The 16,353-nt window shown below is 44.8% G+C and carries 8 protein-coding genes; 2 read left to right on the forward strand and 6 right to left on the reverse strand.

Features of this window, described 5'->3' with window-relative positions; genetic code table 11:
* Positions 1-119 precede the first annotated feature (119 nt).
* Together BUC30_RS00735 and BUC30_RS00740 are read left to right on the forward strand one after the other, a co-directional pair.
* Complete coding sequence (locus tag BUC30_RS00735) at positions 120-4,094, forward strand: hypothetical protein (RefSeq protein ID WP_073423024.1); 3,975 nt, start codon at positions 120-122, stop codon at positions 4,092-4,094.
* The gene (locus tag BUC30_RS00740) at positions 4,091-6,028 is read left to right on the forward strand and encodes a BamA/TamA family outer membrane protein (RefSeq protein WP_073423026.1); all 1,938 of its coding nucleotides are present in this window, start codon (positions 4,091-4,093) and stop codon (positions 6,026-6,028) included. The genes BUC30_RS00735 and BUC30_RS00740 overlap by 4 nt, the downstream gene beginning before the upstream one ends.
* A gap of 42 nt (positions 6,029-6,070) precedes the next feature.
* On the opposite strand, the gene BUC30_RS00745 is transcribed toward BUC30_RS00740, so the two are convergent.
* The 6 genes from BUC30_RS00745 to BUC30_RS00770 all read right to left on the reverse strand — a co-directional run bounded on the left by BUC30_RS00745 (position 6,071) and on the right by BUC30_RS00770 (position 16,296).
* Positions 6,071-6,898, reverse strand: coding sequence for an ABC transporter ATP-binding protein (locus tag BUC30_RS00745; RefSeq protein WP_073423028.1), 828 nt, complete (start codon positions 6,896-6,898; stop codon positions 6,071-6,073).
* Complete coding sequence (locus BUC30_RS00750) at positions 6,895-7,593, reverse strand: hypothetical protein (protein WP_073423030.1); 699 nt, start codon at positions 7,591-7,593, stop codon at positions 6,895-6,897. The genes BUC30_RS00745 and BUC30_RS00750 overlap by 4 nt, the downstream gene beginning before the upstream one ends.
* Before the next feature lie 43 nt (positions 7,594-7,636).
* Positions 7,637-8,530, reverse strand: coding sequence for a hypothetical protein (locus BUC30_RS00755; protein ID WP_073423032.1), 894 nt, complete (start codon positions 8,528-8,530; stop codon positions 7,637-7,639).
* Positions 8,527-10,611, reverse strand: a complete 2,085-nt coding sequence (locus BUC30_RS00760; RefSeq protein WP_073423034.1) for a hypothetical protein — start codon at positions 10,609-10,611, stop codon at positions 8,527-8,529. The genes BUC30_RS00755 and BUC30_RS00760 overlap by 4 nt, the downstream gene beginning before the upstream one ends.
* Before the next feature lie 197 nt (positions 10,612-10,808).
* Positions 10,809-12,524 (reverse strand): carbohydrate-binding protein, encoded by a 1,716-nt coding sequence (locus tag BUC30_RS00765; RefSeq protein ID WP_073423036.1) that lies wholly within the window; start codon positions 12,522-12,524, stop codon positions 10,809-10,811.
* A 172-nt stretch (positions 12,525-12,696) separates the two neighbouring features.
* A complete protein-coding gene (locus BUC30_RS00770; RefSeq protein ID WP_073423038.1) occupies positions 12,697-16,296 on the reverse strand; it encodes a fibro-slime domain-containing protein in 3,600 nt (1,199 codons plus the stop codon).
* Positions 16,297-16,353: the final 57 nt, after the last annotated feature.

A 16,353-nucleotide genomic window follows, 5' to 3' on the forward strand; every position in this document is an offset into this window, starting at 1 on the left:
CAACAACAAATTACTTTATTCTAAATAAATAATAATTTACACATCCTATATACTTTCAAGCGTAAGTTCCACGTAAGCATTCATTTTACAAATACCAACATTATCTATATTAGGGGCACTTGAAGAGTATTCTATCAATATTCCTTATAAAAGCCGCAATTACGACGGCTATTGTGGGCGCCATCGCTGTAGGCGTCTGGTATGTCCATTTTGCCATTGAAGAGCTCCTCTCGACCCCGCACACGTTTGGCGACGTAACAATAACCCCTTACGGGCACCATCAAAACAACCTCCTCGACCACTATTACGATTCTATCCTCGTTGAAAAGGGAGCTTCGACCTACATGGTCCGTGGTCCCCACCTGGACATCACAATTCTCGGAGAAGATAAAGGGGTTGCCCTGGATGTTAAAGAGGTTTCCATAAACCAGGTCCCGGACACAACCAAAAGCCAACCGACGGCAAAAGACACGACAAAGCTTGAAGCATTTGCGATTCCCGACAACTGGCGTACGCCGCTCCCTGTAAAAATCAGTGTCGGAAAGCTAGACTTTGCCATGGGAGACATGGGCTGGAAGGCGCAGAATATCCTCGCCAAGAGTAAAGGTCAAAGAAGTTTACTGCTGAACGCAGACAGCATCCAAGGCAGCTACATCGCTGAGCCCGCCAACGTGCGGCTCGACTTGGACTTCGAACAGAAAAACGTCATCGCAAACGTCAATGTTTCGACACCGAACAACAGCGTGACGATAAACGCGACAGCCCCCAAAAGCGACGTGACCCAGTTGAAAGTCGCCACAAACGTGAACGTCAAAGATCCTCTTAGCTGGGTCCCGATGAAACTTCCGAAGGCAGTTCCAGGAATAAGCAACCTGAGTCTAAGCGGAAATGTTTCGACATCGCTTACCAAAAAAACGTTCCAGTACAATTTTACGCTCAAGACGCACATCGGAGAAGTTTGGCCGTTCTTGCCGCTTGATGCCACCATTAAGGTCAACGGAAGCCCGAAACACACCAACATCGAGTCCGTATTCCGCAATAACGAAGGCGGACACATCAATCTCGACGGTGTGATCAACGACAAGCTGGACTTTGACTTTTCCGGTGAAATTGCATACATGAGCGCCATGTACGGGCCGCAGATGATGCCGATGGACATGGACATCCAGTCGATTACAAAAACAGGTGACGACATCGAAGCCTCCATTGAAACCCGCGAAGGCTCCGTCATCAGAACGCGAATCAAGACCAAGGACAGTCTCAAGGTATTCTTCGCTGCTAACCTCGCCGCAACAGAACCTTGGGCGCTGGACTGGGTTAAGGGGAATGTCGAACTCGGACGTAACCCCAAGCTCATAGGGTCGTTCCAGAACAACAAATTGCGCGCTTACCTGAAGGCAGACTCCATCGTCAACGCTTACCACCTGAAAGCAGACTCCCTCCGCCTGCACTTGGTCCTCGACCTCAACCGCAATTACATCGAGTTCCCGAAAGTGACCGTATTCACGCCAAACGAGGAATTTGCCATTACAGGCGATGTCGATTTCCACGAGCCGACGCTCCACACTTCTTGGAAGCTCACGCAAAAGAACGGAGGTACTGCCGAAACGGTTGTCCACCTTGGCGATTCACTCCTCGTCTGGGCTCGGGTAGACCATGCAGAAATATCGACACTCCCCCTCTCGGACATTGAACTGAACGACAAGCTCAAGGGCACAGTCACTGGCACCATTGACTACAATCTCGATTCCCGTGTCGGCGAAGCTGAGCTCGATATAGACGGCAATGTGGAACCGTTTATCGTGCACGGACACACTAAGATTAGAGAAATTGGCGATACCGTAATTGTCGATACGGCGGTTTTCACGCACAACAGCAACAAGGTCGCCATGAAGGCTTCGTTCGTATTGCCTAACGATTCGAACCCGGACTTCAAGCCTACCGCTGTGCTCCCCATCCAGGTTTTGCATTCCTGGGCTTCGGCTGAAGACTTCAACTTGCCGATTCTTTTGGAACCGCTTGGAGACACAACGCTTTCTTCCGGTAGCTTCAACGGTGAGATTTCGTTTAATGAAGAATCCGGCATGCTCGGCAATATCGAATTCAAGGACTTGAAGTTTACCAACATTCCTCCAGAACTTTTGAACCTCAAGCAACTGAACGTTTCGGCAAAGAAAAACAAGATTGAATTGCTTACCAACTTCGACATCATGAATGGCGTCTGGACAGGTGTTACAAATATTGTTGTAGACAACATTTTCGATGACAATAGGCTTGTCAGCCTGACCTACACAAGCCCGAACGGAGGCTTCATTAATGGTAAAGGCTCCATCAATAACGACCTCGACTTCTTAGGTGTAATCAATCTCGGTGGCATATGGCTTATCCCAGAAACCCGTGCCGAAATTGACAAGACCGATATGAGAATCAACATTCAGGCGAAACTCCGTGAAGGCTTACCGGGAATCGCAGCAACGCTCTGGTCAGATTCTACCATTGTCCGTTACGGGACACTCCCGATGGACTTCCCGCTCCGCGTGAGAGGCGACCTCAAAGACGGTGTGCTCGCCATCAACGAAATTTCGACGCAGAACGATCGCGGCGACTTGATTCTCGCAACCTTGCTTTACGATTTGAGAACCATGAGGCTCGAAGCGCTTGATATCAGCACCGACAGTTACACGCTCGAAACGGACAACCACACAGTCATCTTGAAAAATGTCACTAGCCACTTAGAAGATTCCGAAGAACAGATGTCCCTCGTCGCGAACTTCCCTCTGATTCTATACAAATTTAATGATGAAACATTCGGTACAGCAAACCTGAAAGGCAAAAGCGATCTTACGCTCAACATTCCGCATACGCAAGACAGACAGATTAAGAACAAGAGCATCAACGGCAACTTCATTATCGATAAGCTCGTCTATAGAAAGGATTTGGATATCGAGATTACGCCAAGTTCTCTCGACAAGGTGCTAACGCTCTTCAATAACGCTATTGCCAACCTCCGCAATAAAGAAAAGACCGAAGCCAAGATTTCTGTATCGAGCCCCATCGACTTGTCGTTCCACATCAGCGATTCCCAGAGCGACTCCGTCGAAATCATCTCGCCGTTTGCCTCTTTCCCGCTCACGCTTGATATTTGGGTGCTCGGCACGACGACAAGACCTCTCTTACGCGGCGACGTGACTAACGCAGACAACGGCTTCATCGGCGTTAAGGACATTTACGAATTCGAACTCAGCAGCTTCAATCTCTCGTGGAACGACGTTCCTTGGCAGCAAGGCATTATCGACGTTTCTAGTTCACAGGAACTCCCCTACTGTACAGAACAAGAAGACAAGGACAAAGAAACCTGCCCGATTAACTTTGATATTCAAGGAACCATTACCAACCCGCAACCGATGCCGAGTTCCAACTGCGGAACAGAATCGACCGCTGCAGATACGTACCGCAACATATTCCTTGGATGCGTCGCTACAGAGGATGGCGTTTCTGCCGACTGGAACAAGCTTGCCGGCAAGGCAATCGGTAAAGTCATTTCTTCGACCGCAAACAAGACCTTGGGTGGCGACTACATTGGCGATATCGACATGAAGGTGATGCTCTTCGACAACTCTGCCAACGACAAGGACTCTTCGTACGTCAAGGTTCCGATTTCTCTGGATCGCTGGGTCAAGAACTTGAGCCTCATTTTCGGTTACACGCAAGACCAGAGTATAGACCCGGTTTACGAACAGGCATTGCAATTTGGCGCTACCTACACGCTCCCAGTATTCCAGGACAAGGAATACTCGCACAAGAACCATTTCTCGCCAACGTTATCCTTGAACGGTCTTTTGATTTCGAAGCAATACACATCGAACTCTGGTACAGAAAGTAACAACGAAAGTCGTGTCGAAAAGAACATCGGCATCAACTACACATACAAGTTCTGGAACCCCTGTATTTTAGGTATCGGGCACTGCGAAACGGTCCGCCCGCCAAGAGCGATGCGCCAGCCGAACGATACGGACGTTTTCGATTCCACTACGTTTAGCAAGTTTGGAAACAAAAAGCCTAGCGATACGAAGTCCACGGAGAAAGCAAAATGATTTTATTGATTTGTGCATTATTGTTTTTTTCGTCGATTGCATTTGCGGATAACGATGACAAAAGTCCTTGGTCTGTGTCCATCGAAGGCAATAAGATTTTCTCGAAGTTCCAGTTAAACGAACAGCTTGACATTCCCGATGAATTTGGACAGCTCGACACCATCAAGCAAGACTTTTTGATGCGCCTTTCTTCGGAAAACATAAAAGCCCTTTATTATTCCCGTGGATACTTCAGTCTCGACTTGAAATTGGAAATCAATCGTGAACCGCTTTCGAACGGAAACATCCAGCGCAACTACGATATTACTGTAAGCGAAGGCGAATGCTATAAATTCAACGATGCCAAAATCATTTCTGCCGGCGATGAACCCATCCCTATAGATTTAGCATCACTCAAGATTACAAAGCACAGATATTACAACCAGGACGACATTTCCGAAGACTTGCAAGAAGTCCAGAAAGCATACCGCAAACAAGGTAACTTGCACGTTTACATTTCGTCCGAAGAACATGTCGATACAACGGCAAAACAAATCAACGTCATCATCAATGTGAACCCCGGCCCCAAAGTCTTGATGGGTAACGTCATCACCACCACGCAACGCGTCATCAACAAGAACGAAAAGAACCAGACACCCGAGCAAGGGCTGACAGACACATCCTGGCTTTCTTCACTTTGGCGAATCCCTAAAGGTGAAATCATCGACGGTAACCAGTATTTCAACTTCAAGAGCAAGCTCTATTCAACGCAGTTGTTTACGCAAGTCAAGCTGAACGATTCACTTCGTGAAGACGGGCTTTCGGACGTTCACCTCGACGTGATCGAACGCGTGCCGGGCGAAGCGCGCTACGGATTTTTCTTCGAAGAAATCTACGGTTTCGGCGCCATGGCTTATGCCGACCACAAGAACTTCTTTGGAAAGTTCAACGAATTTTCAACTAGCGTCCAGATTGCACAGCACAAGCAAGAAATCACGCTCGGATACGCAAACCCGCTCTTGTTCGGAACAGCATTCACGTTCATCCCGACGGCTATCCGTTTTGTAGACCGACTTTCTTTCAACCACGAAAAGATTAACCCGCCCGCTTACCCAGACAGTATTGAAGAGCGTTACGAAATCATCAACCGCGGTGACCTGACATTCGGCATCACGAACAACATCAGATTCCGCGGTACTATTGATACTCGATACGTGAATAAAAACGAAGACAAGCTTTTCAAGCTCAAAGGCGAAATCGGTTTGACGTTCGACTACACCAACGACTACTTCAATCCGACAAAAGGTATTCGTGTGTTCCCCACGGCGGGTTTTGGCACGAACTTTAGCGGAAAGAACGACTACGAAGACGGACACATTTACACTTATGGCGAAGCGACTGTCAACCTGTACATGCCGCTGTTCTGGACGCTATACGGAGCATTAAGTGGCAGTGTCGGCAGATTTTTCAACACAGCCATCGAAGATGACGCCCGCGTGTTCTATCAAGGTGGTTCCCGTTCTGTACGCGGTTACCGTTTCCGCAGCATTTACGCGAGCTACACTTCAGAAGTTCCGACTACAATCACGACAAAAGATGAAGATGGTTCTGTAGTTACAAAAGATACGACTAAAGAAGTCACCAATACGGCACTCACGCCAATGTATTTCCGCATCAACGAGGAATTGCGCTGGACGTTGCCATGGAAATCTTTGAGAGCTTGGCAAATCGTGCAATTCTTTGACTGGGCGAAAGTCATGGACATGAAAGATGACCAATTCAATTCATCGCAAGAAGGAAGCCTTGGTCTTGGCATCCGCTATCATTGGCAATTCCTGACATTCCGCCTGGACTATGCAATTATCACAGGGCTTACAAGCGTAGACGAAAGCAAGAAGAACTCCACCAGATTTAAATGGGGACGTTTCGCCTTCGACTTGTCGCAGGCATTCTAAAGTGGCTGCGCAGCAGCTAGTAGAAGACCGCCTATTAGGAATTTACTGAATAATTGAACGATAAAGCTTTGAAAGGCTTGTGTGTTCAAGATTAACGTCGGCGGAGATTCCGGCAGCATCAAGAGCAGCGCGGATTTGTTCTAGAGTCGCGCCAGTAGCATTTATCTTAAACGAAGTGGTATCGGCACCAACATCGGCGACTCGCCCACTTTTCAAAACGCGACCGCCGTCGATAATGGCGTAATCCGTTGCCCACTGGTCCATTTCAGCAAGCACGTGCGAGCAGACTATCGCTGTTCCGTTTTCTTCTTTGCGCCATTCGTCGAGCAGTTGCCAGACCGTATCTCTTGAAATCGGGTCGAGATTTGCAACAGGCTCGTCGAGAATCAAAAGCTTTGGACTATGCAAAAGCGCACGGACAATCTGCACCTTTTGGCGGTTCCCAAGCGAGAGCGTTTCCAAGCGCTTATCGAGAGGCGGCAATTTGAGGCGTTCAGCAAAAGACTTGCAACGTTCCAACATGGCTCCATTTTCGCGCCAATTCTCTGCGCCAAAGCCATAAAAGCCTGTAAAATACTGGAGATATTCCTTGATGGAAAGTTTCGGATAAACGCCCGGATTTTCGAGAAGCACACCGTACTTTTCGGCATTCAGGAATCCAACAGAATTGCGCAAGGACTCGTCAATTTTGACAGAGCCTTCGAATGCGCCTAGACGCCCGCAAAGCAAGCGCAACAAAGTTGTCTTGCCAGCGCCATTCGGGCCAATCAGCGCAAAAAAGCTCCCTTGCGGGATATTGAGAGAAATATTAGACAGAGCATCTGCCGTGGATTTCGGATAACGGAATGTTACCGAATCAAGCTCAATCACGCGCAGAATTCCTTGACGGCAGGAGTCGGATTCTTGATCAGCTTAAGAGCATCCTTAGATGCCTTGACCGCTTCCATCTGCACCTTTTCGCTAGCACGCTGTAAGTACTGGATGCAACGCCAATCCGTGCGGACGGCGGCGAGCTGCACCGGTTCTGTACGGCGACGAATGCTCACGTATTCAAACGCATGGTAGTCCTGCTTGACCGCAGCCACAACGACAGCCGCCGTCGGGACTTCGATTTCCTGAATGTACTTCCAGTCACGTTCCACAGCAGCAACGAGTACTTTTTCACCCGCATTGTGAACAAATTTCAAAGCGTCCGCACTCTGACGAACGGCCTCGGCCCAAAGTTCATCGGAGGCTCCATCGATCTTACGGACGATGCGCCAATCCTGCGACACAGCAACCTTGAGAAGAGCGGGATTCGTGATAAACTTGAGCAAGTTCGGTTCAGCCTTAAATGCGGCGAGGAACTTAGCCTCGTCCATAGCGTTAAGCGCCTGCTTCAAAGCTTCGCACGGACCGCACTTCACGTAAAGAATGGCCTGCTCATTTTTTTCAAATGCAGCCTTTTGCACTGTTTCAGTCGGGTTCTGGATGAGACTGATGGCATACCAGTTCAGCTTAATTGCTTCAAGCTGTTGTTCTTCTGTGGGGTTTTCAATATTCTTGATTTCGGTCCAGGACTGCATAAAACCTCGTGTTTATAATACAAAGATAGTTTTTAGATTTTACTTACTTCATCTTATAATTAAATGATTCAAACTTTTTTAAGTAATTTTCCGATTTTGTGGCGTATAAGAAATTGGTAAAGTTGTTTTTTAGGAAATTCAACGTGTTCTCACCTAATTCACTAGAACTAGATGCACGAAATTGACCAATACTGCCAGAGTAGGCTTTTTTCTCTAATTTAGCAATGAAATCATTTATAGCAGCTTTTCTTTCTGGAGCCAAAGCTATCAAAGACTGTTTTATATCGTCTACAACGCTATCGAATTCCTGCGTTTTATCATTACCTTGATTGGTGGTATAATCACCCAATATATGCACAATATAGGCAATCGCAATAAATGCGTTACCTTGTTCTTGATCTCTACGGCTTAACAGACTAAATTTGTTCTTTCCCAGTAATCCTGCATACTGATCTTGAAGGTGCGAGTCTCTTTTTTTCTTGACATCCTTAAATTTATCGAAGAATTTGTCTACACAAGAAGCATCATCATCACAAGATCTTATTACATAATTTTTTAACGATTTATAATGATGATCATTTTTCATATCCTTGACATAGGGGGTCCATCCCCAGTGATAAAAAATTCGATGATTTCCCTTGCTAACATTACCAATGGTAATATGGCAACTTTGTGTCGCAAGCAATTCACATAAGTTATTACAAGAATGTCGCCGATCCGAATCGTTATTTTTCTTCAAGGGATAATCACAATAATCAAGATAACTATGAACATCCAAAAAGAATTCATGAATTTTTTTGTTAACGCCATTTTTTTCACTTTCTTGAAATGGAAAAACGAGCCACATATCGTTTACATGTTCATTTTTCATCTTTGAAAATGCCAAACAGACAAAGCAACATAGCACAAGAAACAAAATTTGGCGAATTACAATCATATTTTTTCCACAATTCTACCATCATCAACAAAATAAATTTTCAAACCATCTTCTATGGAGAAAAGCTCCGGTTCATGTCCTACATACTTGACATATGTCAAAATGATTTTGTCCGTTTCTTCAGGATCTTTTAGATTTGGGAATACAATCTTAAAAAACATCTTGACGCGTTTTTTCGCATTTTCACTGAAAATATTCTTAATCATATAAGGGTTATACGTAAGACTATCACCAGTAAAAACTATCTTTTTATCCCAATCCTGCGAAAAGAAATCGCTATAATACGCAAAGTCTATAAGATAATTTTCCTTATCAATGTAGGTTGCAGCCATATAAGGCTTTTTATCTTTATATTCCTTCCAAAATTTAACAAGATTTTCAACATAATCGCTACATCCATCAATTTGGTTACGGAAAATATCACAATTACGAATATCCATTTCCTTTAACGACTCTTTAACAGAATAAAGAGAATCAAGAACCACCGTATTCACAAAGAAATAAATGGCTTCAGGGTTAGCCTCAAAGAATTCCTTAGCTTTACTTTCACGAAGTTCTTTTAAAGTGAACAAATTCTTTTTTTCAATCTTATACTGAGTCACATTTAAATTGCCTGAATTGTGATTGTACATTTCTGTGTACATTTGTACTTCGTCAAGATTAAAACTAAATTTTTCGCTTAATTCTAATTTTAAATCAAAATAAAAGTCTTCACAACCTTTCAAATAGTTTCGGAATTTTTTCTTACAAGAGCCCTCAGCAGAAGATTTGATGGTTAAAAATTTTTGTTCCTTTTTGATGGTTTCAACCTTGTAATGCCACAAGTAATTAATATACGGGGTAAAATCCAGGCCCTCTGTTCCTTTGACGGTATTGTAGAATTTGCTTTCCAATCCAAATTTTTTGACAGATTCATATCGGTTTACCACCAGTAGAAAAGCAAGATTCTTGTTGTCCGAAATGGAAACATCGTTTACCACACGCAGCAAAATTTTCAGCCCATCCTTTTCGTATTCCGGATATTTTTCAGCCAATTCAAAATAAGTGGCAGCACATTGCACTAAAGCAGCTCCATTTGTAGGAAGATTGTCTTCTACAATCTTAATGAGATTGACCACTTTTTTTGACCTTTCCTGAGTCATAAGGACCAACGCAGCACTTCCTAATTTTTCATCTTTTCTAAATAGAGGAGTTTCTTTAGCTTTTTCAACAAAACGATTGAGAATTTTAAAAGCTTCTGCAGAATCTTTTGCAGTTCGATTGTCCAAATAAGCCATACCTAGATAGTAGTCGTAATCAGCAAACTTTCCAAAAAGACTCTTGAAATGTTCATTTTCCATATTCGCTATTCGAGAATAGGCATCAGGCAAAGAAATAACTTTAACAAAATTTTCTTCATCTTCTTCAACAGTTCTGTCAAATTCTGCAAGTTTCAAGTCTTTTCCAAATCTACTAAAGAGTTTGTACTCCACATCCATTGCTTTTTGACGTAAACGACCAACACTTTCTAAATCTCGTTTTCGTATTTCAAAACGTTGCTTAAGCTCGTTAATACTCTGAGCATTTCCAGCAGATTTATATTCAACCATAGAACGAACGGCAGTTACACCAACATTGAAGGCCAACTGAGCAAGCATTTTTTGGGGGCTTCCCACACCAACCATTAATAGAGTTGGACTCAACGCATTAGAAAGAGCATTCCATTTCATGGCATCGCGTTCCATCGCATTAATTTTTTTCATAAGATCATGCTCTTCTTCATTCAGCTGTAGTTTTTTCAGCTCATCAAGAAGGTCCTCTCGAAAATCCTGCACTTCATACAAGCCAAGAGCGCTAATTTCTTTAATTCGCAAGTTGTTAAGCAGAAGATCAATTTCGTGGTTATAGACCTCCATAGAACTATGGTGGATAATCTTGGTTAATGAGCTTTTGCAAATATGCAGTTGTTCAATAAGCATCTGTTTGTCTTTATCAGAAGCTGAGGTTACAGAAGCACCTTCTTCGATTTTAGATTCAACATTACCTTGCGCGAAAATAAAAACGACTGAAAAAAGAACAAGAAATAGAATATTTTTTTTCATAAGGACAACCTCATCCACAGATGAATTATTCACTAACACTACTTGTCAGCTTATTTAACCCGTCCCCAAATATACTCTAACAAAAATATACAGTCAACTCGTCTTTTACACAGATATTAGCTTAAACCATTCTTTAATGAATGAGTCAACATACAACAAGCGACCCGCCATAACGAGTCGCACTATTTTCATTTGATCTACTTACGAATTTGGATAACGCGCATTTCGCGATCCGCTTCGCCATAACGCATGATGTAAGCGCCTTTTCTGAGCCCCGTCTTCACGAGATTCCAAGCCTCGCTTGCGGAACCCGCCATCACATTCGCAGACTTGATCAGTTGACCATTCAAATCGAACACCTGGCAATGCACCATTGTTACGCCATGTTCTAATGCAACTTTCTGAACAATCGCATTTGTAGCCGAAGAACTGGATTCAGCCAAAGTCGAAGAGCTAGAAACTGCCGGATTCGTAGAACTTGAGGACTGCTGAACGGAACTTGAAGACTGCACAGATTCATCCACGAATTTAATCCAGTCGACATTTATATAGTTTGTATTGATTGTAAGGCGGAGCGTCTGCTTACCCGCAGCAAGTTCCAACTCGCCCGCTTCCACTTCGGAATACGTGACCCAATCGCCTTTAGACGGGATTTCCGTTTCAACCTTTTTGTCGCCTACAGAAACGGTCACGGAAGACGCTGTAGAATTGCCAGTGGCTCCATTGATAACTACTTTGTACTTACCCGCCTTTTTCACATCGAGCGTGTATTCGAAATAATCGTCAGCACTCGTGTAGCCGAGCGCATAACCCGAGCCGCCCTTGACAATGCCAGCATCATCGCTGCGGTAGCCTGTTTCATCGCTCTTGCCATCGGCATCGCTGTAAGCGTAGGTATCATAATTTTCGGCTTCAAGAGTTCCCGGAATTTCAATTGCGCCCTTGAACGGTTTGACTTCAATCGGCTCGCCCGAAACTTCAAGTTCAAGCGCCATGAATTCAATCGTGTAAGTACCATCGGAATTCGGCTTGACTTCTTTACCCTTCTGGCTAACAGTCTTGCCCTGCGCGCCCTGAATCTTTACGCGAAGCGGCACACTCTTTGGCATATGCGCATGCGGAGAAGTCCACTTGACCGTAAACCCGTTTGCGGTGTTCGTTGCGGCAGCCTTGTCAATGGTGAAGTGAGCACGCAAATACGCCCCCACCGTCGAGAAGCTCGCCACCCACAACTTCTTGCTGACCGCGTACTCAATAAGCGTCTTGATGTCGGCGGCAGAAATCACGTCCCAGTCAGCACCTACGCCATGGTTCAGTTGCACGTGCCACTTGCTCTGGCTTGCCGCCTGGTCCGCACTGCTCTTGAATGCCGACACCGTACTTCCATTCTGTTGCCAATAGTGGGAATCAATCTGCATCCAATCAGGTTCCGTATCCCAGCCCGTAAGGCCAGAACCGCCGCACCCGCGGCTAATGAAATGTTCCTTGTTAATCGCATTCTTGACTGTCTGATTCTGCGCGCAATACGGAGTCGCCAAAGATGTCGCTTCCAAGCCCATACCACGCAGTTTCGAGGCCGCGCCACTAATTTCCGAATTCAAGTCGGCGTTCTGCGTCAAGTTCTTATGAGTCGCCGTATGGTTCCCAATCTCATGCCCCTTCTTTGCATAATTCAAATGAGGTTGCGTATTGCTACCAAAGCCCATCGTGTTGGTACAAACAAAGAATGTCACCGTCACATCCGGCATATTGTCCAGGAAGGTCAGGTTGTTCGTCTGCGAGTGCAGACCGTCATCGAATGTGAAAGACGCCGCCCCCGGGTGCCCATTCCAAGGAACCGTCGTGATTGGGCCTGCAAAAGTAGAAACAGCGGCCAAAGAAAGCGCAGCAAAGGATAATTTTAAACATTCCATACATATCTCCCATACATTTTTCTATGCATGAAAATACCCTCTTTTAAGGTAAAGAGAACAAACTACGTTACAAAAAACATTGACAAAATGCTAAAAGCACCCTGAATTGCAAAACGCAGGCTCTTTCGAGTCTGCGCATTTGGAGTCTGTGAGTGTTGTATATGCTTCAATTTCAAAGACTATTTTTATGAGACAACGCGCCACCTTTACGGCGTACGCCCATCAATTTATCCCGAACCTGGTGTATATTTTTTTTCCCGTTCACGATAACCTTGATTTCAAGGCGTTCGATATAAACTCCGGTGCCCACTAAACGGCCATTATTAGAGCGCATATTCCAAGCTAGGAAAATTCTTCCCTTGTTTTTTAAGCAACCTTCTTCTCCATATAAATCACGATCCGAACATTTAATTGAACTGGAATAATCTCCAACAAATTCTCCCAAGTGACTGAAATACCGCGTATGGTAATAAAGTTCAACATCATCACCCGAAATTACAGTTTTTTCGCCACTGCGATATTCACCGATATTGAATTCATTTACATCGCCATTTTTTATGGCATCAATCAGTTCTTGGCTTACACCGGCTTGCAAAAGTTCTCTATCCATTTTTCCTTGTCGAATTGCATCGAACAAGTCTGTCTGCGTTACAGATAAAATTTCATCTATCGCAATGGTGGTATCGCGGCTCGCATCAACATTCGCTTCGACCATCGTCGCGATAAGCGCCTGGTCTTCCGGTCGAACAATTAATTTATAATTACCCTCGTTTATAGCTCCGTCTAAAATCCCGTTGACCGTCTCTTCGCTAAACCCGTAAGACGTATCCACAACTACGGTACGGATGTCGTTAAAAAGTTGCACAAGAGCTTCTTCTTCGCTGATGCTTGTAACGGTGGTGTCGTAGTGGACCGTATTATCAATTCGAGATTCAATAAACGCATCAAGATGATTCACTGCAGTCTGAGTCTGTTCAATCATAATTTTCGAGACATCGAAATCGACAAGACTTCCCTGAACGCCAAGAGAATCCCCTATTTCCTGAGCATTCTGCGCTGTGTTAGGAATAAGCAGAGCCTGTGTAACGGAATCCTTCTTGATGATATCATAAGGATCTTCGCCAATCAGTACCACATTAGGACTTTCAAGAGAAAGTTCCTGATCCCCGGCTATGACAACCCAAGGGTTCTCTTTATGGGCCTTATTTTGTGCAAGGTCCGTAACAATTCCATCAACGGTAAAACGAACGCGATCACCACTAGTCGGGAGCACCGCATCTTTTGCAGTCGCCTCGTAAATGAGCAACATGGTTTTATCAGCCCCTCCTTGCAGCATCGGATTTTCAGGAGTACGATTTTCTCCTGAACGTACACAGAGGAAATCGAACATTTGTACAAAATTCTTTTTGGATTCATCGGACACGGTTTCGCTGAAAGTAAGCAAGAGCATTACATTTCCATTATTATTTTTTGATTTTACAGCCGTAAGAATAATAGGCCCGACCCCATCAGCAATGGGTTCATTTTCCATATAGAAGCGACCAGTCTTTCCTTTGTCTTCATAGGTAAACCAATTGTTTAAACTTCCGACATAAACGTCCGAGGTGCCCCCTGTAAAGACCTTGCTTCCAAAGCCGCACACATCCCCAGAGCAATTTTGCGGAGTCAAGTTTTCAGCCGTAATTACAATATCATTTTCATTGACAATCGTAAACTTGGAGGTCGTATTAAACGATTCCCCAAAAGTAAACTGGATAGAATCGAGTTTGCTCTTTTGCTTGAGAGATTTATCAAAATGCACATACAAACTATCGGCACGACCATCACCGTTTCGGTCAATTGCAATGGCATTTGACACGCGGGGAACCGGCGGAGCCGCAAACACAAGGTCCGTCCACACGGACACACCTGCAGTAGCACCCTTCGCCGTAAGCGTCACGCCCGACACAGGCGCATTAGCACGGACAAAGAATGTTGCTTTTCCATTTGCATCCAAATTCACAGCATTGATTTTATTTCCGTCCACAGTATCCAAAACATCAATATTCACATCGGAGAATGATAGATTTATCTTTCGATTGTAATTGTTGACCTTCGCCCATTCTTCAAAGAAGGCAATATTCACTTGATAGGTCGCATACGCCCATTCGCCAATTTGCGCCGTATCGCCAGAAACATTTTTCCCGAGAATAGTCCAATCCGTCTTCATAAAAGCAACGCTTGGCACCGCATAAGAGGGAACCGTAATTTCAACTTTAGTCTTTTGGCTGGGATCTGCCTTCAACGTAATTTCCAAGAAGTAATGACCAGGAGCAAGGGCAACATTCGACACAATCGCCGCCGAGTCAATGTAGAATGTCGAATCGCTTGTAATTACGATGCCTTCGTAATGCGTTCCGACATCAAGAATTTCAGGTCCTGCAAGATTTCCGCCGCTGAGCGTAAACGTAGAGACGCCTCCAATCGTATCCAGTTCCGTTGAATTTGCATCGTAATTGCAAGACAGCTTATTTTTCTTATTGATTTGCCAAATTTCAAAACGCTTTCCTTCATCGCGATTATCAGACGTCAAGAAAATCGACGCATCCACATGCAAGTCAATGGAGGTGCGCATGCGGAAATTCGAGGAACCCGTATGGCGTTCAACGTAAAAGATGTGGAAATCATAAGTCTTTCCAGGAACAAGCTTGTTCCCAGTATTTTGACCAATCGTATCGAGATCCACGGCACCCGCCACTTGGGCGTGCTGGCCACCGATATCTACAGCCAATCGATTATCAATAAACACCCAAACGTCATCGTCTCCATAAAAATCAAAATACTGCCCTGGAACATATTCAAAGGTCGCCTGAATTTTTGCAGTATAGCCAAAATTATGCTTGCCGATTTTTGTTCCCTTAAGTTGGTCAAAATAAGGATTCGGAACGGTCTTTGCATCATCGAGATATTCAAAATCATCCAGTAGGAACATGCCATCTGAATTCTTTTCGTTGCCTTCCGATATGCGATCTTTCGACACTTCTGCAAGCCAAAATCCATCATCGTCCAAAGAAACATAAAGGTCGCGGCAAGTCATATTGGTGTACTCGTTACCCGCAGTATCCATGCCGATAACCTGTGGCAAGAACCAGCTATCCAAATGATCCGTAATCTTGCAGTTTTCCGGGAACGGATTTGCACGAACAGGAACGCCGTTTGGACCGAGATTGTATTCGACCATGCCCGTCACAGCCTTCGATTTGCCAGAGCATCCACCCGACCCAAAATCAGCGCTCACACCGTTTGCCGGGTCGCCATTTTTACCGCTACCGTCTCCATCGCCCTTAGTTCCATGAAGCCAGTCGTAAACAGTCACAGGTATTTTCTTTAGCGGGCAATCGCCAAGAACGCCAGGATATTTCGAAAATAGCGCGGGCACATCCGTCTTGTAGCCTTGAACCCAAATCGTATCCGAAAGGGCCGCCACAGAATCAAGCGCAATTTCAGTCGCCATAGTCGGTTCCGTCGAGACCAAGCCTTCGGCGCCGACATAATTAAATCCGACGGTCTGTTTAAAGTAAACCTTGAAATCGCTTTCAGGGGCATCTACCGTAGCCTTGAACCACCCGCAGTAATTTTCAAGCGAAGTCATGGTGGCTACAGAATCGCCGCCCATATAAAGGACAGCATTCGTATTCGACCACGGAGTAAAGAAAGCAATTGTTTTTTGTTGGCCGCTTGCAAAAGCAGCCGTAATGCCTAGAAACAGCCCTAACACATATTTTTTCAACATCCCGACACCTTTTTTGGAGATAAATCTAAAACGGGAAGCGTACAAAATCACACAAAA

The organism is Fibrobacter sp. UWB7 (genome assembly GCF_900142945.1).
In the GTDB taxonomy this organism is placed as follows: domain Bacteria; phylum Fibrobacterota; class Fibrobacteria; order Fibrobacterales; family Fibrobacteraceae; genus Fibrobacter.